Origin of the sequence: Microcoleus sp. A2-C3 (assembly GCF_036706065.1) — a bacterium.
Classification (GTDB): Bacteria; Cyanobacteriota; Cyanobacteriia; order Cyanobacteriales; family Microcoleaceae; genus Microcoleus.
In genome coordinates this window covers 66,033-90,959 of the sequence record NZ_JAUBVX010000026.1, presented here as the reverse complement: position 1 = coordinate 90,959, position 24,927 = coordinate 66,033, and the positions used below count along the sequence as shown (strand labels likewise).

The 24,927-nt window shown below is 45.4% G+C and carries 21 protein-coding genes; 8 read left to right on the top strand and 13 right to left on the bottom strand.

The annotated features are described in order from the left end of the window. Nucleotides 1-2,634: Ig-like domain-containing protein (locus tag QUB66_RS16040; protein WP_332971251.1), on the top strand; the 2,634-nt coding region annotated here is incomplete at its 5' end. Between the two features lie 72 nt (nucleotides 2,635-2,706). Here QUB66_RS16040 and QUB66_RS16035 read toward each other — a convergent pair. Both QUB66_RS16035 and QUB66_RS16030 read right to left on the bottom strand, forming a co-directional pair. After that, complete coding sequence (locus QUB66_RS16035) at nucleotides 2,707-4,911, bottom strand: lytic transglycosylase domain-containing protein (RefSeq protein ID WP_332966168.1); 2,205 nt, start codon at nucleotides 4,909-4,911, stop codon at nucleotides 2,707-2,709. Between the two features lie 52 nt (nucleotides 4,912-4,963). Beyond that, nucleotides 4,964-5,122, bottom strand: coding sequence for a hypothetical protein (locus QUB66_RS16030; protein ID WP_332966169.1), 159 nt, complete (start codon nucleotides 5,120-5,122; stop codon nucleotides 4,964-4,966). A 34-nt stretch (nucleotides 5,123-5,156) separates the two neighbouring features. Here QUB66_RS16030 and QUB66_RS16025 point away from each other — a divergent pair, with 34 nt between their 5' ends. After that, nucleotides 5,157-6,635 (top strand): leucyl aminopeptidase, encoded by a 1,479-nt coding sequence (locus QUB66_RS16025; protein WP_332966170.1) that lies wholly within the window; start codon nucleotides 5,157-5,159, stop codon nucleotides 6,633-6,635. A gap of 15 nt (nucleotides 6,636-6,650) precedes the next feature. Here QUB66_RS16025 and QUB66_RS16020 read toward each other — a convergent pair whose 3' ends face one another. Beyond that, entirely contained in the window at nucleotides 6,651-6,977 is a 327-nt protein-coding gene (locus QUB66_RS16020; RefSeq protein ID WP_332966171.1) for a hypothetical protein, read from the bottom strand. Nucleotides 6,978-7,381: 404 nt separating this feature from the next. On the opposite strand from QUB66_RS16020, the gene QUB66_RS16015 reads away from it, so the two are divergent. Continuing rightward, entirely contained in the window at nucleotides 7,382-9,580 is a 2,199-nt protein-coding gene (locus QUB66_RS16015) for a PAS domain-containing sensor histidine kinase (protein ID WP_332966172.1), read from the top strand. A 116-nt stretch (nucleotides 9,581-9,696) separates the two neighbouring features. On the opposite strand, the gene QUB66_RS16010 is transcribed toward QUB66_RS16015, so the two are convergent. Together QUB66_RS16010 and QUB66_RS16005 are read right to left on the bottom strand one after the other, a co-directional pair. Then, nucleotides 9,697-10,536, bottom strand: coding sequence for a M56 family metallopeptidase (locus QUB66_RS16010; RefSeq protein ID WP_332966173.1), 840 nt, complete (start codon nucleotides 10,534-10,536; stop codon nucleotides 9,697-9,699). Continuing rightward, complete coding sequence (locus tag QUB66_RS16005) at nucleotides 10,536-10,958, bottom strand: BlaI/MecI/CopY family transcriptional regulator (RefSeq protein WP_332966174.1); 423 nt, start codon at nucleotides 10,956-10,958, stop codon at nucleotides 10,536-10,538. The genes QUB66_RS16010 and QUB66_RS16005 overlap by 1 nt, the downstream gene beginning before the upstream one ends. Nucleotides 10,959-11,171: 213 nt before the next feature. Between QUB66_RS16005 and QUB66_RS16000 the strand changes: the two genes are divergently transcribed. Continuing rightward, complete coding sequence (locus QUB66_RS16000; protein WP_332966176.1) at nucleotides 11,172-12,122, top strand: MbnP family copper-binding protein; 951 nt, start codon at nucleotides 11,172-11,174, stop codon at nucleotides 12,120-12,122. A 181-nt stretch (nucleotides 12,123-12,303) separates the two neighbouring features. Continuing rightward, a complete protein-coding gene (locus QUB66_RS15995; protein ID WP_332966178.1) occupies nucleotides 12,304-13,500 on the top strand; it encodes an MbnH family di-heme enzyme in 1,197 nt (398 codons plus the stop codon). Nucleotides 13,501-13,538: 38 nt separating this feature from the next. Here QUB66_RS15995 and cydB read toward each other — a convergent pair whose 3' ends face one another. The 7 genes from cydB to QUB66_RS15960 all read right to left on the bottom strand — a co-directional run bounded on the left by cydB (nucleotide 13,539) and on the right by QUB66_RS15960 (nucleotide 21,461). Further along, on the bottom strand, nucleotides 13,539-14,549 hold the full coding sequence (gene cydB / locus QUB66_RS15990; RefSeq protein ID WP_332966179.1) for a cytochrome d ubiquinol oxidase subunit II: 1,011 nt from the start codon (nucleotides 14,547-14,549) through the stop codon (nucleotides 13,539-13,541). A gap of 8 nt (nucleotides 14,550-14,557) precedes the next feature. After that, nucleotides 14,558-16,000, bottom strand: coding sequence for a cytochrome ubiquinol oxidase subunit I (locus QUB66_RS15985; RefSeq protein WP_332966181.1), 1,443 nt, complete (start codon nucleotides 15,998-16,000; stop codon nucleotides 14,558-14,560). Between the two features lie 276 nt (nucleotides 16,001-16,276). Then, on the bottom strand, nucleotides 16,277-16,750 hold the full coding sequence (locus QUB66_RS15980) for a hypothetical protein (protein ID WP_332966183.1): 474 nt from the start codon (nucleotides 16,748-16,750) through the stop codon (nucleotides 16,277-16,279). Next, nucleotides 16,725-17,930 (bottom strand): urease accessory protein UreH domain-containing protein, encoded by a 1,206-nt coding sequence (locus QUB66_RS15975; RefSeq protein WP_332966184.1) that lies wholly within the window; start codon nucleotides 17,928-17,930, stop codon nucleotides 16,725-16,727. The genes QUB66_RS15980 and QUB66_RS15975 overlap by 26 nt, the downstream gene beginning before the upstream one ends. A 198-nt stretch (nucleotides 17,931-18,128) precedes the next feature. Beyond that, nucleotides 18,129-19,190 carry an LOG family protein gene (locus tag QUB66_RS15970; RefSeq protein ID WP_332966216.1) on the bottom strand — a complete coding sequence of 354 codons (1,062 nt, stop codon included), beginning with the start codon at nucleotides 19,188-19,190 and terminating at the stop codon, nucleotides 18,129-18,131. 190 nt (nucleotides 19,191-19,380) lie between these two features. Continuing rightward, nucleotides 19,381-19,704 (bottom strand): thioredoxin, encoded by a 324-nt coding sequence (gene trxA / locus QUB66_RS15965; protein ID WP_265239802.1) that lies wholly within the window; start codon nucleotides 19,702-19,704, stop codon nucleotides 19,381-19,383. Nucleotides 19,705-20,297: 593 nt separating this feature from the next. Further along, the gene (locus tag QUB66_RS15960) at nucleotides 20,298-21,461 is read right to left on the bottom strand and encodes a GuaB3 family IMP dehydrogenase-related protein (RefSeq protein WP_265239803.1); all 1,164 of its coding nucleotides are present in this window, start codon (nucleotides 21,459-21,461) and stop codon (nucleotides 20,298-20,300) included. A 110-nt stretch (nucleotides 21,462-21,571) separates the two neighbouring features. Between QUB66_RS15960 and QUB66_RS15955 the strand changes: the two genes are divergently transcribed. After that, on the top strand, nucleotides 21,572-22,777 hold the full coding sequence (locus QUB66_RS15955) for a lipid-A-disaccharide synthase-related protein (RefSeq protein ID WP_332966186.1): 1,206 nt from the start codon (nucleotides 21,572-21,574) through the stop codon (nucleotides 22,775-22,777). Between the two features lie 313 nt (nucleotides 22,778-23,090). Here the strand turns inward: QUB66_RS15955 and QUB66_RS15950 are convergent, their stop codons facing one another. Continuing rightward, the gene (locus tag QUB66_RS15950; protein WP_332966187.1) at nucleotides 23,091-23,798 is read right to left on the bottom strand and encodes a polysaccharide deacetylase family protein; all 708 of its coding nucleotides are present in this window, start codon (nucleotides 23,796-23,798) and stop codon (nucleotides 23,091-23,093) included. 258 nt (nucleotides 23,799-24,056) lie between these two features. Here QUB66_RS15950 and QUB66_RS15945 point away from each other — a divergent pair, with 258 nt between their 5' ends. Continuing rightward, on the top strand, nucleotides 24,057-24,185 hold the full coding sequence (locus tag QUB66_RS15945) for a hypothetical protein (protein ID WP_265239806.1): 129 nt from the start codon (nucleotides 24,057-24,059) through the stop codon (nucleotides 24,183-24,185). A 191-nt stretch (nucleotides 24,186-24,376) separates the two neighbouring features. Then, complete coding sequence (locus tag QUB66_RS15940) at nucleotides 24,377-24,724, top strand: VOC family protein (protein WP_265239807.1); 348 nt, start codon at nucleotides 24,377-24,379, stop codon at nucleotides 24,722-24,724. Nucleotides 24,725-24,927: the final 203 nt, after the last annotated feature.

Below are 24,927 nucleotides of genomic sequence, written 5' to 3'. Positions count from 1 at the left end.
AGCATCACTGACGGGGCGGCCTTCCCGCCTTTTTTCACGACTGTGCCGGTCAAATTGAATGTCACTAATCAGCCACCACAGGCAAATAGTGACAGTTACAACATTCCCCACGACAAGACACTCAATGTCCTAATCCCCGGAGTTCTGGCCAATGACATTGACCCTGACGGCGATACATTGACTGCAAAACTTGAGTCTGTCCCCAAAAACGGCAACCTGAATTTCAATGCTGACGGTTCCTTTAGCTATACTCCGAATCCTGGTTTTGTTGGTTTTGACGACTTCACCTACAGCATCACTGACGGGGCGGCCTTCCCGCCTTTTTTCACGACTGTGCCGGTCAAATTGAATGTCACTAATCAGCCACCGATCGCTAATCCAGACAGTTATAGTACATTGGCGAACACTGTTTTCAGCGCGGATGTGATCGCGGGAGTGCTAGTCAACGACTCCGACCCCGATGGCAACCCGCTGACGGCTGTCTCGGTTACTTTGCCTAGCAACGGCAATCTCATTTTAAATAAAAACGGCTCGTTTACTTATACTCCCAATACTGGCTTTTCGGGCACAGATAGCTTTACATACAAAGTTAATGACGGCATCATTGATTCTCCTCCCGCTCAGGTGAAGATTGCGGTTAAGAGTCCAGGCACGTTTAACTTTAGCAATGCTGACTACAGCGTTGTCGAAAACGGTTCTGTTGCGACAATTACCGTTACTCGCAATAGTATTGAGGTTGCTGCTGATGTGAGTTACAGTACGTCGAATGGTAGTGCTAATGCTGGTGGCGACTATACTGCTGCATCTGGTACGCTGAATTTTGCGATCGGCGAAAGCAGTAAAAGTTTCACTATTCCAATTATTGATGACAGCTTAGTAGAAGGTAATGAAACTGTTGATCTCAGATTGATTTCTCCTACTAATGGGGCTGATTTGGGAGCGATTTCTACGGCTGTTTTGACTATTGTAGATACGACTCCGATTCCAACACCGATTCCGACTCCGATTCCGATTCCGACTCCGATTCCGATTCCGACTCCAATTCCGACTCCGATTCCGATTCCAACACCAATTCCGATTCCGACTCCGATTCCGACTCCAATTCCAACTCCGATTCCGACTCCAATTCCGACTCCGATTCCGATTCCGACTCCGATTCCGATTCCGACTCCAATTCCAACTCCGATTCCAATTTCAACTCCGATTCCAATTTCAACTCCGATTCCAATTTCAACTCCGATTCCAATTTCAACTCCGATTCCGACTCCGATTCCAATTTCAACTCCGATTCCAATTTCAACTCCGATTCCAATTTCAACTCCGATTCCAATTTCAACTCCGATTCCAACTTCGACTGCAATTCCGATTCCAACTTCGACTGTAATTCCGACTGCAATTTCGACACCAACTGCTGCGGAAACTCCGACACCAACTCCTGCGCCAAGTCAAATAGCGATCGCAATACCATCCCCAACACCAAGCGTCACGCCAATACCTTCACCCATTTTTTACCCTATCGAAGACTGTATTTGTGGCACTATTTTACCCGATCGCACTTCCATTGCAATATCCAATATTACTCAACATACTCTCAACGGTACTAACGGCAAAGATACCTTAACCGGCAACAATCTTAACGACAGCATCAATGGTTTCAACGGCAGCGACTTGCTAATTGGACTCGAAGGCAGCGATAATATTTACGGTGGCTTAGCCAGCAGCATTTCTGTCGGCGCGGATATAGACAGCGATACGATATTTGGCAACGAAAACAACGACTACATTATCGGTCACGCTGGCAATGATATTATTTATGCTGGTAAAGATGACGATTTGGCGATCGCAGGCAAAGACAATGACTTAATCTGGGGCGATAAAGGCAACGATACCTTACTTGGTGATGACGGTGATGATACCTTACTTGGCGGTACTTCAGACTCGTCTGATGGTGATTTAACTGGACGAGATTTGCTTTTTGGCGATCGGGCAAACGACATTTTATATGGACAAGAAGGAGAAGACACTCTTTCTGGTGGCGAAGATAATGATACCTTACATGGTGGCAAAGATAACGATCTAATTTTCGGTAATTCCGGCGATGATTTGCTGTTTGGAGATTTGGGAAATGACACCATCTGCGCTGGCGACGGCGATGATACATTTTTTGGAGATACTGACAAGATTGCAGCAGATGCTAGCAGTCAAAAAGATTACCTTTGTGGCAGTAATGGCAATGACTTAATTTTTGGTAATAACGATACAGATAAACTTTGCGGTGGAGAAGGCAATGATACTATTTACGGCGGCAAAGGTGACGATACTTTGATTGGCTCAATTGGCGATGATTGGTTGATCGGAGATTTAGGAAACGATACGCTGCAAGGTGGAAGCGGCCGCGATTACTTTGTGTTAACCTTGAGACAAGGCAGTGATGTAATTACTGATTTTACTAAAGGTGAAGATTTGCTGGTGTTAGCGGGTGGTTTAACTTTTGCTCAACTCACTATTACCCAAAGCCCTAATGCAGCTTCGATCGCGATTTCTCAGAATGGTCAACTCTTGGCTACTGTGAATGGAGTGTCGGCTAGTGCGATCGATCGCAGTGATTTTATCGTGTTTGGGCGATCGAATTAGCCACAGGGTACGTCACTTCGAGCATTCTCAATCATTACCAAAAATCCCATCCTGACGCACCCTACAACTTAACTAAGGCTTTGCTTTTTTTTGAGCAGCCGCATAATGCTCAGTCATCAACTGATTAACTTCTGGATTGTAAATCCGTAGATAATTCCAGTAATTCTCAAACACCGATTTCACGTATCCTTTCGTTTCAGGAAATGGAATCTTTTGGGCAAAAGCATCTGGATCACTAAAATCAAACCTCTTCAACCAATCTGCTACTGCATTCGGCCCGGCATTGTAACTCGCCACAGCTAACATCGAGTTATTCTTGTATTCGTCGTGAGTGTGATCCAAATACCAAGTTCCGAGTTTAATGTTGTCGTCTATATTCTCCAATGAATATTTTTTGAGATTAATTTTCTCAGCAACCCAAGCTGCTGTTTCCGGCATTACTTGCATTAAACCTGTCGCGCCAACTGCTGATTTAATACCAGGCATAAATCGCGATTCTTGCCGGATTAATGCTGTTACTAATACTGAATTCATTTTGCGCTCTTGAGACCATTTGACAATAGTTTCTAGGTACGGAAAAGGATATAATGCTTGCCAATAGGCAGGCTGCTGTCTGAGAGCGAGGTATTCGGTTCGATCGTCTGGTTTTTCGCGCTGCCGCAAACTCCCTATCATCCACAAACCGTCTAAGTTGTCTCCTACTGCAATTCGCATTAAACCGTCGGTAAATTGTTCGGAAATACTCGGTTCTATACGGTTGGTAAATTCTGTTTGCCACTGCGTCCAAGCATCTCTATCTTGACCTAGTTGATAGAGTTCTTTTAATGCTGGAGAACCTGCGGTTGGTTCGGGGCGCTGAGGCTGTTGTACTACCTTGGGAGACAAATCTCGGACTGTGGTGAAGTCGCCTACTGGCCAGCCCAGAAGTACGGCAGACCGCCATGCGAAATATGATTCTGGATAGCGTAAAACGGTGTATTCAAATGATGTTTTTGCATCTTGGTCGCGGCCTAGTTGCTGCGCCCATTTCCCCACCCAAAATGCTGCTTCTGCTGCTTGTTCGCTGTCGGGATTGTTGGTGGTTAGTTCCCTCGCCCATTGCCAAGCTGATTTTAAATCTCCGGCTTTGGCATATTGTTGGGCGATCGCCCAACGTAACTCACTTGCTTTATCAGAATTGCTGTATTTTGTCAATAGCAATTTGCGGGTATCTGAGGCGGATTGAGCGCTACCTGCTTTGTCGAGAAGTTTGGATTTGTCTAGCAAAGCTTCGGGGGCATAACTGGGAAATTTGCTAATCGCGCGATCGAGCAAAACGATCGCATCCTTGGGCTCATTCAGTCGCGACAGCCGAATTAATCCCAAACCAGTATCTTCGGAATCGGGAAACGCCGCAATTAATTCTTGATAGGCAATTTTCGATTCCGGGATTTTGCCGTCAAGCCACAAGCCGCGAGCTTTCCGGTAAAGACTTTTGGCGGTGCGGGGAGCTTTTCCATAAGCAATTGCTCCTTTGCCGTAATCCTGTTTTTCCCAATACCCAAAGGCAATTTCTTCCCAATCTTCTGGTTTCAAACTAGCGCCGTTTTGCTGCACCAATTGTTCTAATAATGTACCGTAATCTTTGACATAATGACCGTGTTTCGCTACTAGCAGCATCAACTGCGGCTGGTTGGGATTTTCTTTTAACTTCTTCAGGGCAATTTCTACGCTGCGCGGATGAGCGGGAAATTCAGTAATTGCCTGCTGCCAATATTCCGGTTTTGACTTGCCTAAAACATATAAAGCTTCCGCTGCTACTGGATCTGTTGGATAATTTTTTAGCAGTTCTTCCCAAGCTTTTTTTGCTTTGTCATTATCGCCGCTTAATTCGTAAGCTTGGGCACGTTTTTGGGCAATATGAGAGGCTAAAATAGGATATTGTTGCTCTAAATTGTCCAATAATTTTAATGCTTTGGTGGCATCTCCTTGCTGGATTAAATCGCTGGCCAGCAGGTAGCGGGCGCGACTTTGAGGGGAGATTTCCTGCTCGGCATTGGTACTTGCAGGCTGCAGGGTGGCGAGTTCAACTAATTTCGCCGATCGCTCCTGGGGTGAGAGCGATACGAGCATCTTAACGGACGACGATCCGGAATTCGCTGCATCTAGGGGCTGCTGAGCCTTCTGGAACGGGCCGACACCCATCAATTTTGCGGCGGCAACCAATGAGCCGAGCACCATCACGCAAACTGAAACGCTGATTAAAATAGAAAGTTGGGTTTTACGTTGCTTTAGCATGGGAAAATTTCAGATAATTAAGAATAGAAAATCGATCTCTTGTCAAGAGCGATCACAGGTAGGAGGGCTGTTCCACGCCATCGCAGGCATCGAGCTCGTTCCACGCTGATATAGTACCAGAATTTATTTTGATGTGCAGCGGGGAATTTGTGCGATCGATATATTTACCCGCACCAACGAAAAACCACAAACCGCCAACAACAAAGTACAATCAAAAATCTCAAATCTAAACAGTAAATCAAAACATGGAATTTCTAGTCACCGATAAACCCCGCTCTGCTTGGAAGGGAGATGCCCTGGCAATTGGTCTATTTGAGGACGCTTTGGAACTCACGGGCGATTTGGCACAATTAGACGAACAACTCGCAGGCACTTTAAAAGAGCTGATTCAGGAAGTAGATTTTAAGGGCAAAATCGGCACCAGTGCGATCGCCCGAGTCGGTGGCAATAATCCGATCCGCAAAATTGCGATCGTCGGTTTGGGAAAAGCCTCGGACTTAAAATTAGACACCGTGCGGCAAGCTGCGGGCGTTTGCGCCAAGTTAGCCAAAAAAGAGAAATGCAAAACCCTCGGCATTAGCCTTCCTGTGTGGAAAAACGCAGCGGATGTGACAGCCAGCGCGATCGCCGAAGGAGTCGAACTCTCCCTGCATCAAGACAACCGTTTCAAATCGGAACCAGACGATAAAACCCCGCAGATCGAACAAATTCATTTGCTCGGTTTTGCCGGTACCGAAAGCGCGATCGCCCTGGCCCGCCAAATCACTGCCGGAGTCATTTTAGCACGGGAATTAGTCGCAGCACCAGCCAATTATGTCACCCCGATTACAATGGCCGAAACCGCTCAAACTCTAGCGGCAGAATGCGGTTTAGAATTAGAAATATTAGAGCAAGAAGACTGCGAAAAACTCGGTATGGGAGCCTTTCTCGGCGTGGCCAAAGCATCCGACTTGCCGCCGAAATTCATCCACCTGACATACAAACCCGCAGGCACACCGCGCCGCAAAATTGCAATTATCGGAAAAGGAGTGACTTTTGACTCTGGCGGTTTGAACATCAAACCAACGGGTAGCGGCATTGAAATTATGAAAACCGATATGGGCGGCGCTGCGGCTGCTTTCGGAGCGGCAAAGGCGATCGGACACATTAAACCAGATGTCGAAGTTCACTTTATCAGCGCCGTCGCCGAAAACATGATTAGCGGCCGCGCCATGCGCCCTGGAGACATCCTCACAGCTTCCAACGGCAAAACAATTGAAGTCAACAATACCGACGCAGAAGGGCGTTTAACCCTGGCTGACGCTTTGGTATTTGCTGATAAATTGGGACTTGATGCAATTGTCGATTTAGCAACTCTGACAGGCGCTTGCGTAATTGCATTAGGCGACGATATAGCTGGTTTGTGGAGTCCTCAAGATAGCGTCGCCGCCGAAATAGTCGCCGCCTCAGAATTGGCAGGCGAAAAGTTTTGGCGAATGCCGATGGAAGAGAAGTATTTTGATGGCTTAAAAGCATTGCACGCTGACATGAAAAACACAGGCCCCCGTCCCGGCGGTGCGATTACAGCGGCGCTATTCTTGAAGCAGTTTGTCAAGGATACTCCTTGGGCGCATTTAGATATTGCCGGCCCGGTTTGGATCGAAAAAGCAAACGGCTACAACGGCCCCGGAGCTACAGGTTTTGGAGTTCGGACTTTGGTGCAGTGGGTGCTTGGAGGCGCTTAATTAATTGTGGATTATTTAGCGCAAAAATTTCATTTTTTGCTGCCTTAAAAGTCCGCTAGTTGGGAGCATTTCTGGGAGCATCCCAATTTTGTAGGGGCGAAGCATTCCGGCAGATAATTTATTGGTTAAAAGCAGAGATTTATGACCGGAATGCTTCGCCCCTACGGATATATTTGCAAAACCGGGATCCTCCCGCATTTCTGGCTTAGAAAAAATGCTTTTTTCTAATAAGTGCTGTCGGGAGCATCTCAGTTTTGCCTTTATAGTGCGATCGCCCCTGCTCGCGTATTGTACTCGCTCTTCGAGGACGATCGCACTATAATAAAAAAAGGCTTTTTGCAAAACACCAGATGCTCCCAGTGCTGTCGGGAATTCGCGGGGACTATTGTTTACTGTTTGCTGTTTTATGTTTGCTGTTGAAGCGCGGGGGCGAAAAACCCGGTTTCTACACAATTTACGTTTGATAGCGAGAAATATACGAAGAAACCGGGTTTCTGAATTCAGCGCGCATCAGCCAACTAAGTTTTTAGCTCGCAGTATGAAAACCTTGATTTTTATGCACGCATATCCTGTGCCTAAAGCGCCCCGAAACCATGATTATATGGTGGGATATCCAAAAACTATCCGAAGTGTTGTTTCACACTAACTCGAAAAAGTATATAATTATCTCAATATTTCACTCCCAAAAATCAAATAATTGTATTTGAGCGGATTTGCATTGGTACAGATACATTTTCTTGAACTTTATGCAAGAACAATTAACAATTTTTTTTTCCACACTTCCTGTATCTTCCGCAGTCGGCTGTGACGCGCTGCGGGAGTTGCGACTGTATGCTGTTTTTGACTCGCTGACGGCTCTGGCTTACTGCTCTGTGGCGCTATCTTTAGTCTATTTTACGCGCCAAGGTGATCGCAGCAAGATTGAATGGCTGTTTGCTGTTGGTCTTTTTGCCTGCGGCGCTGCTCAATTGATGCAAGTTTGGATGCTTTGGCATTCTATTTATTGGCTGTCTGTAACTCTCAAAGCTACAACTGTTGTGATTGTTTTACTGTTAGCCGCAGCGGCGATCGCTCTGATGCCGAAAGCACTGACTCAATTCACCTTAAATAAAACAAAAAAAATACCAAAAATGCAGTTCAAAGAAGTAGAAGAAAATTACGAAAATCGAGATATTCAGACAGAAGAATTTGCCCAAGAATCCCTCGTATTTGTGGATTCTGAAACCATTGTTAATTCGCTTAACGAACAGTTAGAAAAAGAAATTGCCGATCGCCACCGGGTTGAGGAAAAGTGGCAGTTGGCTCAATTTGCGATCGACCGATCGGCAGATGCGGTATTCTGGATCGGAGCGGATGGTAAATTTGTATACGTCAACGACGCGGCTTGCTCTTCCTTGGGATATTCTGCTGCAGAATTGCTCGCTCTAACTGTACATGACATCAATCCCGATTTTCCCGAAACTGCTTGGAATTTGCACTGGAAAGTCTTAAAAAGGTGCGGTTCTGTTAATATTGAAGTTCACCACCTCACTAAGTACGGTCGCATTTTTCCGGTGGAAATTACGATCGACCATTTGGAATTTAACGGTAAAGAATATCAGTGCGCCTTTGCTCGCGACATTAGCGATCGCAAGCGGATTGAGGAAGCTTTGCGAGAAAGAGAAGAAGAATTTAGATCCTTAGTTTCTAACATTCCCGGCGCAGTTTATCGTTGCTGTGCGGCAGGGCGATCGAGCCTAACGTTTATCAGCAGCGGCATAGAAGCTATTTCCGGCTACCCCGCAGCTAACTTTATGATTCAACCGGTGCAGGCTTTTTCTAGTATAGTTCATCCCGATGATGCGGAGGCGATCAATCAATTAATCGATCGCGCGATTAAGACAAAGCAGCCTTACGCGATCGAATATCGCCTAATTCACAGCGACGGAAATGTGCGGTGGGTTGCAGAAAAAGGTCAAGCCATTTTCACCCCAGCAGGTCAAGTTATATCCCTCAACGGCGCTATTTTTGACATCACAGAGCGCAAAGCAGCCGAGGATGCTTTGCGGCTGTCTGAGGCGATCGCCAACAACAGAGCCCAACAGCTAGAAATCGCTCTCAAAGAACTCCGAGAAACCCAATCTCACCTAATTCATACCGAAAAAATGTCAAGTCTCGGTCAAATGGTAGCGGGAGTGGCTCACGAAATCAACAACCCAGTCAGTTTTATCTACGGCAATATTTCCTACGCCACCCAATACATGAAAGACTTGTTGCAGCTTGTGGAACTTTATCAAACACATTATCCTCAGCCAACGGTAGAAGTTAAAAAATATATTGAAAACATCGATTTAGAATTTCTGAGAGAAGATTTACTAAAAATATTATCTTCAATGAAAATAGGCTCTGATCGGATTCGGGAAATAGTTTTGAGTTTGCGAAACTTTTCGCGTTTAGACGATTCGGTAAAGAAGCCAGCAAACATTCACGAAGGGATAGATAACACGCTGATAATTTTGCATAACAAACTGCGAGCCAGATCCGAATATCCTGAAATCACAATAATTAAAAATTACGGTCAACTGCCATTAATTGAATGTTATTCAGGTCAGCTAAATCAGGTATTTATGAATCTGGCGAGCAACAGTATTGACGCGCTAGAAGATGCTTGCAACAAAAAAAGGCGATCGGGCGACAGCGACTGGACACCAACTATTAGCATTCGCACCGAAGCCCTTAACGAAAATAGTATTTGCATCAAAATTGCCGACAATGCGCTAGGCATGACAGAAGACGTTCGTAGCCAATTATTTGACCCGTTTTTTACCACAAAACCCCTAGGAAAAGGCACCGGTTTAGGGTTATCTATCAGCTACCGAATTATTGTTGAAAAACACGGTGGAACCTTGACTTGCAGTTCGGTTTTGGGTGAGGGTACGGAATTTGCGATCGAGCTTCCTTTGTGAATATCAGGCGAGGAAAAGCCCACCCAATCCTGTGCCGAGGCAATGCAGCTAGTGACATTAGCTCAAAAATGTCAGCGCATGGAAACCAGTTATTTCTTCGATACTCGCCACTTCAATTAACTGTGAAACGGCACAGTTAACAAAGGCAAAAGCGTTAAAATCAACCAAGCAAAAAACCATTTATTCACCTTTAAAACTAATTCAGGTTCTGCTAACAGCGCCTCTATTCTCTCTCCCAATCTATTTTGTGAACCGACAGCACCAACCACGCAATCTACATCAAAATTTCGGTGTGGATAACTCGCCACTAATAGCAAAGCTTCTGCTAACAATAAACCATCCACTCCCGCCGCCGCCTTAGCATCAGCCCGCAATTCGCGCAGCGTTAATAACTCTTCCCACAAAGCTTGCGTATTCGGCAGCCAAACAGTAATTTTTCGCAGCCATCCCAACCAGAAAAACCAGAACGTATCGCGATAATAGTAGTGCGCTTGTTCGTGAGCAATTACTGCTTGCAGGTGAGCTGAATCTAGGTTTTTTAACAATCCGGTACTTAGTGTAAATTCTGTTTTCCAAAAACCAATGATCGCAGAAAAAAAAGCTGGCGTGTTGATAATTCTGACATTGATTCCGGCTATTTTTTTCTGAGGAAAAGTGCGAATTTGCTTTAAAAATAGATAGCCATCTGTGGCTAGCTTGATCCACAAAATTGTAGCTAGGCTTAAAAAAGTTACAGCTAGTAAATAGCTAAACCATCCGTCCCACAATCTTACCATTTGTCCCTGAGTTCCCATAAAAACAACTGCTATAGCTGTCGCCAGCAACAGCAGCGGTGGAAACAAGAAAAATAAGAGCGATCGCTGCCAGCGACTGGCCCAATTTCCTTGAGGAACAGACCATCTAATTCTCAAACAGCAAGCCGCAACCAACGCAGTAACAATCAGAATTAAGTGCATTATTTTTGCTCCTCCCGGGCTTGGCGGACAGCTTGAATGCGAAGGGAAATTTCTTGTAATTGTTCGACTGTTGCTTGGTCGAGGCTGTCAGCAAATGCTGCTACAATATCGGGATTGCCAACTGCTAGAAACTTCTGCAAGCGATCGTAAGCAAATAGCGATCGGGCTTCTTCGCAAGAAACTAAAGGTCGCCAAACGAACGTCCGTTCTGTTTTGTCGCAGGCCAGCCAACCCTTCTCCGTCAAGCGCCGCAGCACTGTTGTGACTGAAGCATAGGCTAATTCGCGGTCTGGATCGGCTAAAATGCGATCGTGTACCTCTTTGACTGTAGCAATTTCTAGCTCCCAAACTATATTTAAAATCTCAGCCTCCAAAGGGCCGAGAGAAAGTTGCTTGGGGCGATAATTCGGCAGAGGATTCATGTAATTTTAGATTTTAGATTTTAGATTTTAGAGATATGAGTAATTATCTATCAACAATACATCACCGAGGATTTTGCTCGACTGTTTCTTTAGAAAGCCTTAATCATACATTTGGCTATTGACAAGTTTGACAAGCCGTCATTTGACAATTCAAACAAACAAGTGTAAAAATTATGCGGCAATTACCAAATTTAGTATTTTAATTGTCTCTAAGTGAAAAAACAACTAATTCTCGCCTCAACAGCCGCAGGTATCGCTATGCTGTGCAGCTATTCAGCCATTGACAGACATCAAGCTACAGCCGCAGAAACTCAAGAAATTGAAATTAAATTTAACGCGATGGTAGGCGAAAAACCATTTAACTGTGGCGAAAGCTACAGCAATTTAGGTACATCGGCTGCTACCGTTACCCCTACAGATTTCCGCTTTTATGTATCCGATGCTGCATTAATTGACGCTAGCGGCAAAGCTGTACCGCTGACTCTCAAACAAGACGGCAAATGGCAGCATCAAAACGTCGCTTTACTAGATTTTGAGAACAAATCCGCTGCTTGCGCTAACGGAACAGTCGAAATTCGCGATCGGCTAATCGGCACAATACCCAAAGGCAGCTACAAAGGTCTGCAATTCACCCTCGGCGTGCCTTCTAACCTCAATCACGAAGATGCAAGTCTAGCACCTTCTCCGCTCAATTTAACCTCGCTGTGGTGGAACTGGCGCGGCGGCTACAAATTTCTGAGAATTGACATAAAAAATCAAATGGTTGACCAAAAGCCCGACAGCAAATCAGGCATAGAAAGTAGCCCAATTGCTCACAACGCAGGCAATCACGGCGGCAGTCACGGTGGCGGATTGCAGGGTTTTATGATTCATTTAGGCAGCACGGGATGCAAAGCTGAAGGCAACAATCAAAAGCCGATTACTTGTGCCAATCCTAACACATCCAAAGTAATATTTGGCAACTTCGATACCACACAAAATACAGTTATTGCCGACCTCAAACCCCTAGTTTCTCAAACTAATTTAGCAGTAAATCAACCCAATACTCCGCCCGGATGTATGTCAGAACCAAATGACGGCGACTGCGCCGGAATTATGACCAATTTGGGTTTGCCATTTGGAGACAAACCTGCTGCAGGACAAACTTTCTTTCAAGTTAAGTAATAGCACTGACGCAGCATCTTTGTATAGCAGTCGTGGGGGCGCTTTTATCTCTATCTAGGCTTATACATTGCTCGTTACCAGGCTCTGCCTGGTAATGCAGATCCGGAGGCTCTGCCTCTATTTACCTCGCACCTCAATCTCTATGTAATTATCAAACCGCCGGCTACCTACAAAACATCAAATGAAGTGGAAAAAATTATCAAACTTGACTATTATCTGCACTTTATCATGCTTCCTAGCAATGAGTTTGAGTGCAGTATTATCTTCCACAAATTCCAGTTTAGCAAATCCACCTGCTCTTACTTACGATTGGAATATTTCCCCTGGGATACCAAAACCAATTGTACCAGCCGACAACCCAATTAGCCAAGAAAAAGTCGAATTAGGAAGGCATCTTTTCTACGAAAAACGACTGTCAGTTACCGGTGAATTTTCCTGCGCTTCCTGTCACATTCAAGCCAAAGCTTTCACCGACGGAAAAACATTAGGAGTCGGCGCAACCGGAGAAAAACATCCGCGCAATGCTATGAGTTTAGCCAACATTGGCTACAATTCCGTGCTTACTTGGGCTAACCCGCTACAAAATCAACTCGAATCTCAGCTATTAGTACCTTTGTTTGGCGAACATCCCGTAGAAATGGGAATGGTGGGTAAAGAGGAGGAACTTTTGCTAATGTTAGAATCTGATTCCCAATACCAAAAAATGTTTGCTGCTGCTTTTAGTCAACAACCCAATCCTATTAATATTAGTAACTTAGCAAAGGCGATCGCCTCTTTTGAGCGCACTTTAATTTCCCTCAGTTCTCCCTACGACAGATATCGCTACAACGGCGACTCCCGCGCAATTTCAGCCTCAGCCAAGCGGGGCGAAGAATTATTTAACAGCGAACATTTAGAATGCTTTCACTGCCACGGCGGGCTAAATTTCTCAGATTCTATCATGCACGATCGCCTAGCTTTCAAAGAAATAGCCTTTCACAATACAGGATTGTACAATATTGACGGAAAAGGTGCTTATCCGCCCAACAATACTGGAGTCTACGAAATCACCAGTGAGCCCTCAGACATGGGCAAATTCAAAGCACCAACCCTGCGAAATATTGCTTTGACAGCACCTTATATGCACGACGGAAGTATCAAAACCTTGCCCGAAGTTATTGGCCACTACAAAGCGGGCGGCAGAACTATTAAAAAAGGAGAATTTGCGGGAATAGGTAGCGAAAATCCGCTGAAAAGCAATTTTGTTTCTGGGTTCAAACTGAACGTGCAAGAACAGCGCGATTTGTTGGCTTTCCTGCACAGTTTAACCGATGAAGAATTTATCAAAAATCCTGCTTTTAGCGACCCATTCGTTCGTAGTGAGGACTTTAGTCCTTAGAAATTTAGAAGGACGGTCGTCCTCACTACGAACCTATTTTATTCGCCGTAGCCGCCAGTAACCTTACCCCGAAATACAATGTAATTGTAGATGTTGTAAAAAATCATAATCGGGATGAGAAAGCCAATGAACACAATCATAAACACCAGGGCGCTGGGCGCTGCGGCGGCTTGGTAAATCGTAATTTTGGTCGGGATAATGTAGGGAAAAACAATTAATCCCAAACCGATAAAAGTCAGCAAAAAAATCAAGATTGTCCACACAAACGGCGTTCGTTCTTCTTTTTTTGCCAAACTTTTTAGCAGCATTCCCACCAGCAGCGCCCCTAGCAAAGGAATCGCCACAAATACATAAACTAGGGGTTTTTCAAACAACCTCGCCCTCGTACTTTCGTAAAAAATCGGAGTGGCGATTGTAATTAAAACTGCTCCGATTAAAGTCGTCACGGCTGCAATTTTAGCAGTGCGATAGTGATTTGTTTGCAGTTCTCCGTCAGTCTTCATAATTAGATAGGTGGAACCGATCAAAACATAGCCTTGAACCAGCGTCAAAGCCACCAAGATCGATCGCCAATCCAGCCAATCCCAAGTAGTACCGATAAAGTGACCCGCTTCGTCAACCGCAATGCCTTCGAGCACCGCACCGAGGGCGAATCCTTGAGCTAAAGATGCTAAAAAACTGCCAGCCCCAAAAGCATAATTCCAAAATTTTTTCCGGTTGGAATGCTCCCGAAATTCAAAGGCGACAGCCCTAAAAATCAGGCCGAAAAGCATCATACAAATCGGTATGTACAAAGCAGTCAAAATTGTGCCGTAAGCGAGGGGAAATGCCCCAAATAAAGCGCCTCCCATTAAAACCAGCCAAGTTTCGTTAGCATCCCAAACGTTGCCCAGACTGGTCATTAAAATGCTCCTGCGTTCTTCATCGTCAGCAGTCAGAGACAAGATTCCAACTCCCAAGTCAAAACCGTCTAGCATGACGTAAAGGAGTAGAAATAGAGCCAAGATTACAAACCAAACTTGCGGGAGAAAATGCTCCAAACCTTGCATAAAATCTCCTATTGTTGTGCTTCTGCTGGACGTTGATTGGGAATGTGTTCTGCGGGTTGAGTTTCGATGGCAGGTTCATTCTCTAATCCCGGCACAGGCAGAGTTAAATTCGGCCCTTTGCGGATAATTCTGCTGCCGAAATACATCGCACAAATAAACAAAAAGCTGTAGATAACGGCAAAGCAGATGAGGGAAGTTAAAACATTGCTAGCGGGGATGGCCGATACACCATCAGCAGTGCGAATTTGCCCGTATAAAACCCACGGTTGTCTGCCGACACAGCGCACTATCCAACCCGATTCTACAGCAATATATCCCAGCGGCGCAGCTAATACCCAAGCGCGCATAAGCCAAGTTTGACTACTGATATTTTCATCAGCAAGTTTGCCTCGCATCCACTGAATTATACTGAATAACATCAATCCTAGAAAAAAGAATCCAATCCCGGACATGATGCGGAAAGAATAGTAGATTAAACCCACCATCCGGGGTCTATCTTCGGGCTTCCATTCTTTTAATCCGAGAACTGGTTCGGATAGTTTTTCTTTGAATTCCAGAACGTACCCTAAGCCATTGGGAATTTTAATTTCCCAGTCATTTTTTTGAGCTTTTTCGTTAGGTAAAGCCATTAAAGTCCAATCGGCTGACTCTCCGGCTGGGGAGGTTTCCCACTTAGCTTCAATCGCAGCTAATTTAGTGGGTTGATAGCGATAAACTTGTTCGGCGCTTAAATGTCCGATGAATATCTGCAAAGGTGCAACGGCGATTGCTGTGGCGATCGCAATTTTTAATGATTTGGAAAAAAACGCTTGGTTGCGCTTGTTGAGAATGTACCAAGCGCTAATGCCACCAATTACAAACAGCGAAGTTTCTAACGTCGCAAAAAACATATGGAGAATGCTGTTTAATGCGAAGGGGTTCATAATTGCTTGAAAGTAATCGCTGACAATAAATTTGCCATTGACCATTTCTCCGCCCGCCGGAGTTTGCAGCCAAGAGTTAGCGACTAAAATCCAGACTGTGGAAAGGTTTGCGCCGAAGGCTACCATGATTGTAGCGAAATAATGGACGATCGGGTGAACGCGATCCCAACCGAATAGCATAATTCCTAAAAAGCCGGCTTCTAGCATAAATGCCATTGAAGCTTCAAATCCCAAAATACTGCCAAAAAAGTCACCAACAGCTTCCGAAAATGGTGCCCAATTCGTGCCAAATTGAAATTCCATCGGAATTCCTGAAGCTACTCCAATACCAAAGTTGAGGACGTAGAGTTTAGACCAAAAACGAGCGTGATGGTAGTAGTCAGGATTGCGAGTTTTCAGCCACATTCCTTCTACAATTACCAGATAAATCCCCATTCCTGTAGTCAGAACTGGCCACAGCATATGGAATATTGCCGTTAGCGCAAATTGCATCCGCGATAAGGCAACGGTGTTAGATAAGATATCCATTGTTATATCCTTTAGTCAGTTCAATAGTGGTTAGTTTGAACAATTTCCAGAATTGACACTGGTTATAATGTAGTGTAAAAATTTGTGACATTTGGTAGAGTTGGCAATTTTTAAGGTTTTATACAGATTTGATCGGAATGATTTAACCGCAGAGAGCGCAGAGAGCGCAGAGAAAGAGAGTTGGGTGGGGCGGGTTTAGGAGTTTGTCTGTTTTAGGCATTTATTGTCGGTGAATCCGCCCCTACAAGATTTATGTTCGGTGATGGAAAGATGATCTTAGCGAACTGTGACAGTATAATTAAATTCAAATGGTTTAAAATTAGCTTTGTTTTTGGCTGTTCCTCTCAATTCAAGTTCGTAAATACCAGCTTTGGGAAATACGATGTCAGCGCCTGGAATGCCTTGATATTTCTCCGCAGATATGGCTTTGAGAGGCGGTTGCATCAGGGGCTTATCCCCCTCTTTGTGCTGTTTTGGATAAACCGCTAATTTGCAGTTACACTGCTCTAGGGGAATAATTTCACCGCCCCCGCGAGTCAGGGCAAACCAAACTCTCGCGGTTTCTCCGGCGCGGGGATTGTGGTTTGGTTCGAGGTGAAAGGTAGCAGCAACATCGCCGGAAACTTCGACTTCGTGGGCGAAAACTGCGATTGAGTTAAATTGTGGCGCTGTGGGAATTGTGGCTTGGACTAACAATCCACAAAAAACTAATAATCCTAAAGTTTTACTTTTGTTTGACCGGCGAAACATAGAACTTCTCCAGTGATAAAATTGACCAAAATAAGCGCGATCGCACAAACATCACTAATACCGCAACTACGGTTAAAACGGCGGTCAGCAGTTGATTGTGCAATTTCCATTCAAAGCCGCCGAGATAGTGGGAACCGATGAGGGCTGCGTGGATGGCGGACAGCAAAAAAGCGGGAACGGTTAACAGGTGAATTCGCCGCCACAGTTTGCCTAAATAATGTTGAAGGCGATCGCAACTTGTTACCGCTGCAGGTACCATCAACAGCAGCGACAGCATCCCAGCTACCATTCCGAACTGATGCTGGGGCACCATGAAAGATACAGCGTCAAAATTCCACTTCAGCGTATGATCCAACATATGAAAGGTATGGGCAAGGCCGATCGCGATCGCACCTAAACCCAAAGCGCGCCGGTAACGCAGCAGTTGTGGAAAAAACTTGCTAACCGGACGCGCCAACAGTGCTAAAATCAAGCACAGCAGCGCTGCGTGGCCTGTAAAATCGACCATTTCATCGGTTCGCAGCAAGGTAAGAATCCCGATCGCAATTGTCACCCACCCGCCCATCCGAAACAGTTGACTTTGCCTGTCAGCGCTCAATCTGCCGGCAAAAAAACCCACTCCCAGCATGGTTGGTAGGGTTCCCAGTCCAAAAGCCAACATCGTCGCGGCACCTAAAATCGGATTTCCCGTTTCTGCGGCTTTAATCTGGGCGGCGTACAGAAAACCGCAGGGAATTAAACCCCAAAGCAAACCCAAAGCTGCTGGTACCCACCAGTTTTGGTGCGCCGAAAGTTTGTTCATTGCTTGTGCGACTCGATCGTGCGACATTGGGTGCAACAGTGGTAATCGCGGTAGTAAGCCCGGTTTGATTTGGACTACTCCGAACCAAACCAGCATTGTACCTGTCAGAAGTGCGATCGCCCGCCGCAATCCGCTACCGGTACCAGCCATTTGTCCGCCAGCAATTAACACCGAGCCCAGTCCGCCAATGGCGGCACCAACCACAGCGTAAGCAGCAATTCTCCCTAAATTCAGCAGTAAATGAAAGCGGAAAGTAGCTAATTTTTCGTTGCGGGAATTGGAGAGAGAAAAGGCTACTGTCAGCGGGCCGCACATTCCCGCGCAGTGCCCGAAACTGCCGAGAAATCCCAAAGTGCTAATTAGCAGCAGGTCTAGCATTTTGCTGGTTTTTTTCCAAATAAGGCGATCGAGATATTAACAATATTTGCTTTGGCTATTGCCCGCTTTTTTCTTGACTTTATACAAAAATTTATCTCAGTCGATCGCTTTTGTCAAAAGACAGGTTGTCAAACTTCTTTCCAATCTCACCCATATCAACTATCAACTATCAACTGACAACTGACAACTGACAACTGGCTACTTTTGTTCTGGATGCGCCGCCGTTGGCGAAGCTGAACCCATCTGATTAATAGCAGCAATTAGCTGATAAAGCCGCCCAAAATTCCGTTGGTTGAAATGTAAAGTCAGGCGCGGCAGCTCGAAAGTTGGATCTCCTATTTCTGGAGGCAAAGCTGGACTTTTTGCGATTTTTCCGGTGACAACAATATCGCTAAAATCAGCATTTAGCCGATCGACATTCTCATCAGAAAGTTGAGACTTCAATCGAAGTACCAGTTTTCCATCCACGTAGCGACAGGAGTGATAAACCAGATAAAAACTCGCGATCGCCTCACAAGCGACATTTACATCGTCTGTAATCGTGTATAGACTGCGATCGTCAGCAGAAATCAAACCCCGGCCCCGCAATTGTTTTTGCACAAAAGTATTCCAATCGTGCCAATAATCGCCTCCCGGTCGATCGATCAATACCACAGGAGCAGGCCCGAACTTGCCAGTTTGAATCAAAGTCAGACACTCAAAAGCCTCATCCAGAGTGCCGAAACCGCCCGGAAACAGAGCCAAAGCATCGCTTTCCCGGAGAAAAAATAACTTGCGAGTGAAAAAATATTTAAAATTGAGCAATTTGCGATCGCCCGCAATGAAAGGATTAGAACCCTGCTCGAAAGGTAACTGAATGTTCAGCCCAAAAGAACGTTCAGCAGTCGCCCCCTCGTTCCCCGCTTGCATGATTCCGCCCCCGCCGCCAGTAATCACCATAAATCCCTGCTGGGTAATCGCCCGCCCAAAGTCTCGGGCCATCAAATATTCCGCTGATGTCGGCGACACTCTCGCCGAACCAAAAATTACAATTTTGCGAACGTGGCGGTAAGGATAAAACATCTGAAAAGCCTTTTCCATATCTCGCAGAGACGACGAGATAATTTTCCAGTCAAGGCGATCGAGTTCCTCTCCTGCCATTTGCACTAAAGTCGAGAGCGATCGTTCGATCCACTCAGAGTGCTTTAACATTGGCAGGCGATCGATTAAGTCGATCGCATCAGCTTGGAGGGACTCAAAACCTTGACCAGAAGGAAGCATGAATTTTTCCGTAACGGTAACAATTTGTCGGATCATCAAAATTAAGGGGGCAAGCCACATTTATCAGCCAATAGCCACCAGCAAATTGCGCTGCTAGCAGCTAATAACTTTTCTAGTAGCTTTGCCCCAGTTTTGAAGGAAGTTAGCTTTCGCTGCCAAAAAAAACAGCGCGAAACTGCTCGCAGTTCAGTTAAATGTACTTTTCCAGAGTGTTGGCCAGAGTAGTTTTCGGAACTGCTCCAACCACCATATCAACCCGCTGACCTCCCTTAAATATCATCAGCGTCGGAATGCTGCGGATACCGTATTGGCTGGCGACGTTAGGATTTTCGTCGGTATTAACTTTTACTACCTTCACCTGCCCTTCATATTGCTGGGCGATTTCCTCTACGACGGGCGCCACCATCCGACAGGGCCCACACCAGGGAGCCCAAAAATCCACTAGAACTGGAACTTCGCTATCGAGCACTTCCTGCTTAAAGGTAGAGTCGGTTACTTGCGCGGCTGCTGACATCCCTAGCCATCCTTGTAAATACTATTTCTTGGTTAACAAGTTTAGCAAAAAGTGTAACCATTTGCGTCAACGATTTTCAGAGCAGGCTTCTGAAGGGTTCCGAAGGAAGAAGGAAGAGGGAAGAAGGAAGAGGGAAGATGGCTATAACGGCTTCAGCGGTTCAGTTGACAGTTGACAGCTTGTTCGCTCGCGCAGTCGTTGGGTTGACAGCACTTGACAAAAGAAGTCCGAGGATTGGAGTAATGAATAGTCTGATTTTAATTTCTCGCCTTTAGGGGTTCCGGCTTTAAACCAACTTTTTCGGGTAAAAACAGGGAAGAAGGCATTCGGCAGCATAAAAATTCTCCCCTCTGCCACTCTCCGGATCAAACAGCCTCAGCCCTGTACCTAGTAAGCAAGAGCTAAAATTTCCGGTAAAAAAGGAACCGCCCGAACAGTAGTCCGGGCGGAGTGTGGTGTGAGGAGTGAACGGAAACTTGTGTCTCCGCTTCTTCTATTCTGACATCTCCTTCTCGATAATTCCACAAAATTCTGTAAATTTCGAGACGATCGCACAAATTTTGTCAAGGTATCCTGGTATTCGATCGATAAATCTACTTGCCCATGCCTAACTGCTGAGCTTTTTGATAGACTTTACCCTCAGTCAACAGAGAAGGAGCAATCACCACTTCCACTTGCTGCATCTCCTTAATATCCTTAGCGCCCAGAGTGCCCATGCTAGTTTTGAGAGCTCCAAGCAAGTTGTGCGTGCCGTCATCTAGAAGAGCCGGCCCCCGCAAAATTTGCTCCACAGTACCAGTAGTCCCCACACGAATCCGAGTGCCTCGTGGCAAAACCGGGCTCGGAGTCGCCATCCCCCAGTGGAAGCCCCGGCCTGGAGCTTCAGCAGCCCTAGCAAACGGTGAACCAATCATCACTCCATCGGCACCGCAGGCAATACACTTGCAGATATCGCCGCCGGTAATTAAACCGCCGTCAGCAATCACCGACACATATTTGCCAGTTTCGCGATAATAGTCGTCCCGCGCGGCGGCGCAGTCTGCTACCGCTGTCGCTTGGGGAACGCCGACACCCAATACGCCCCTAGACGTGCAAGCAGCCCCTGGCCCGATGCCCACGAGAATGCCTGCGGCGCCAGTTTTCATTAAATTCATGGCGACTTCGTAGGTGACGCAGTTGCCCAAAATTACTGGTATTGGCATCTCTCGACAGAATTGGGTCAAGTCTAAAGACGTGATGGATTCAGGGGAAAGAAAAGCTGTCGAGACTACAGTTGCTTGTACAAAAAATATATCGGCTCCCGATTTAGCAACTGTTAATCCGTATTTACTCGCGCCGGCTGGTGTACCGCTGACAGCGGCAATCCCTCCTCCGGCTTTAATTTCTTTAATTCTCAGCTCGATTAATTCTGGCTTGATCGGTTCGGCATAGAGTTGCTGCATCAGGGACACAAATTCGTGGTTCCCAACAGAAGCGATGCGCTCTAAAATGGGTTTGGGGTCGGCATAGCGGGTTTGAACTCCTTCTAAGTTGAGCACGCCCATTGCTCCCAATTCCGACAGCAAAATGGCCATCCGCACATCGACGACTCCATCCATAGCGCTGGCGATGATCGGAATTTCTCGATCGATCCCACCAATCTGCCACTTGGTATCTGCCAAACTCGGATCTAGGGTACGCAGTCCCGGTACGAGCGCGATTTCATCTATGCCGTAAGCTCTGCGGGCGCTTTTGCCCCGCCCAATTTCAATATTCACGCTGTTTCACTTCCACAATGTATTTCAATTAGATTAACAAAATCGTAGCCTGCTTGAGGGTAGCGATCGCGCGAGTGTGTTAAAAAAAGTTCGGCACTAATTCTGATTTTATGAAATCCAAAGAGATACTTTTCCTCAGCAACGGCCACGGAGAAGACGCGATTAACTGTCAAATTGTCCATGCTTTGAGAGCATCGGCGCCAGATATTGATGTTTCAGCTATGCCGATTGTAGGTGACGGCGCTGCTTACAGTCGATCGACCATACCAATTATCGGGCCCACCAGTCCCATGCCATCTGGGGGAGTTTTTTACATGAATCCCCTGTTTTTCCTCAAAGATGTGAGGGCGGGCCTAGTTCGTTTAACTTTCCAGCAATTGCGGGCTGCTTTGACGCATTCGCAGCACTGCGATTTGGTGGTAACAACTGGGGATATTATCGCGGCGGGGTTCGCCCATGCCACAGGCCGGCCCTATATAATTTTTATGTCAGCTCATTCTACTTATTACGAAGGGCTAGCCGATTTAGGTTTCCTATTGAATTATTTGCTTTCCTCCGAGCAATGTCTAGCTATTTTCACTAGAGACGCTTTGACTGCTGCGGACTTAAACCAACAGGGTTTCGAGAAAGCCATATTTGTCGGCAATCCTGTCATGGACAACCTCAATGCTACGGGCAAAAATTTAGAGTTAAAGGCTGGAGTTCGGACGATCGCGCTTCTACCCGGTTCACGCCTCCCGGAAGCCAACGACAACCTCATTTTGCTGCTAAAACTGGTCAAAGAAATTGCTGCCAACTCTACTTTACCAGTGCAGTTTCGGGCTGCTTTAGTTCCGAGTTTGATGCTGGAATTAGATGATATTGCGGCAAAATCGGGATGGTTGCACCGAGAAGGCAAGTTAATTTATCAAGAAATCAAACAGCAGGGTAGCGAAAAAGCAGCAACAGTTGAAGTAATTTGCTACTCTGATGCTTTCGCCGACATTTTGCAGCAGTCTAATTTAGTAATTGGGATGACAGGAAGTGCGATCGAACAAGCTGTAGGCTTAGGAAAACCTGTAATTACAATACCCGGTAACGGCCCGTCATTTACCTATCGGTTTGCGGAGGCTCAAAATCGGCTGTTAGGCGATTCCGTGCAGGTGATTGGCACAGAACCAGCAAATCCTGATATTCTCAAAGAAGCTGCTAAAGCCGTCGATCGCACTTTGCAAGATGATAAATATTTAGCAAATTGCATTAAAAATGGTTTAGAAAGAATGGGCCCAGCAGGTGGCAGCCATAAAATTGCTAACTACGTGGCAAACTATCTCTAAAAAAACCGTTTACAAAAAAAGGTTCACAGTCAGGACTTTAGTCATAAAAAAAGGTTCGTAGTGAGGACTGAAATCCTTCTTTTTCAGCGGACTCGCATTCCTCACTACGAACCTTTTTTAGCGGTTATTAGTGGAACATAAAATTTATTGCAAAAATAGGTAAAAACGGGCCGGAGAGCCAGTTCCAAAATTTGATTAAAAGGACTTTTGCAAGATATCTATAGTATCAGCTACAAAAACAAGAGCGGACTCGCATTCCTCACTACAAACTATAGAGCGTATTTTACTGAACAGGATGTGAGTCCTCAGAACTTTATTGATTTTTCAACAACTCAGAAACAGTTTTAAATTCGTAACCTTTTGACTGCAAAGTCTTGACAATTATCTCCGTTGCTGCAACAGTTTTTGAGCGATCGCCCCCACCGTCGTGCATCACCACAATCGAACCCGATCGTACATTGTTAATCACCTGATTTGCGATATCCTGTACCGAGTGTGTTTTCTCATAATCTTGAGAATCCACATCCCACATAATCAATTTTTTGTGCATTTGGGAAACCATATAAGACAAACCTATAAATCTCCGTCCCCAAGGCGGCCGAAAATTAATACTGTCCTGCTTCACCCCATTTTTCTGCAAAAGTTTGTCAGTTTTTTCAATCTCAGAAAGCAAATGCTGCTGTGGTTTAAACATCATATCTTTGTGAGAGTAGGAATGATTTCCCAACTCATTTCCCCTCGCCACAATCATTGGCACGATTTCTGGATGTTTCTCAATATTGCGACCGACTTCAAAAAAAGTTGCTTTAATTTGATAGCGATCGAAAATATCTAAAAGCTGATTTGTATAGGGAGGAAAAGGGCCGTCATCGTAGGTAAGGGCAATAACTTTTATGTCCGTATCGGCGCGGTTGAAACCGAAATAATTGTTAAATTTAGTAACTTTAATCAGCAGCGATGCTGCAAAGACTAATGCTATTGTGAACAGCAGAAACTTTTGTAAATTTTTACCTATTCGCATAGCTGGACAAGGCTCGATCGAGCATTAAAGTGGATTGCAGAAAGATTACCACAAATTGCGACGGATGGCATGAAATTATTTGAGATACTTCGGCTTCGCGAGCGTATAAGTTTGAGATTTGAGATTAAAAAATTGAAAAATGACTTATTCTGTATGGGTTTGGAGCAGGGGTAGTCTGGAGCATTTTTGGGAGAAACTGGCATCAAGCAGAGGTAGCCCGGAGCATCAAAGCCAAAGCACTCACATCTACAGCCAGAAGTGTACCGAGAACGGAGAGAATTAGACCGAGCCGTACAGCACCATGCAGCACTAGAAATACTCGATCGAGCCAACGACAAATTAGACCGAGCCGAAGCTTGCTATCAACTAGCCCAGACAGAACAATAACTTGGTAACACCGAACCCAACCCAAGAAAATTTCGATCGCACCATTCAACTATTCAGCCCAATAAACAGCAAGCAAGTAGAAAAGGTACAGTTAGCTCGCACAAAAAATCCCGAAAAAATACCTAATTAATCGAGAAAAAAATCAAAAAAAAGATACAATAAACTCAAGTACAACCATAAAAAATTTAGACATGAAACTAAAACGATTGGGACACGTAGCCGTCTGCGTGCAAGACATAGAAAAATCTGCTGAATTCTACCGAAATTTGGGTATGGAGTTAGTCTGGAAAGATCCAGACTGGGCTTATTTGAAAGCAGGAGAGGACGGATTGGCGCTGTTGAGTCCGAGTTATGACCAAGCAGGGCCGCATTTTGGGTTCGTATTTGACGATCGCACCGAAATGGAATCCGCCTACCAACAGCTTAAATCCGAAGGTGTTTCCGTCACCCAAATTCACGAACACCGCGACGGTACAGCGTCTTTTTACGGCAGAGACCCCGACGGTAACGGTTTTGAATACCTTTACGAACCCGCTTGAGGTTGATTAATCGAGTCCTGGACGCATTAAAGTCAGAAAAACTGGGTTTTTGAGCAGAATTTGTGACCTTAACTAAGGATTTTTGACTACCTGTACGTCCAGGAGTATCAAATTTTGTCGATCGTGCGAGGTATTTTAAAAATATTCAATCCAGCCAATGTGTGTACTCATTAATGCAGCAGTAGTTGTAGGGTGTGTCGCCA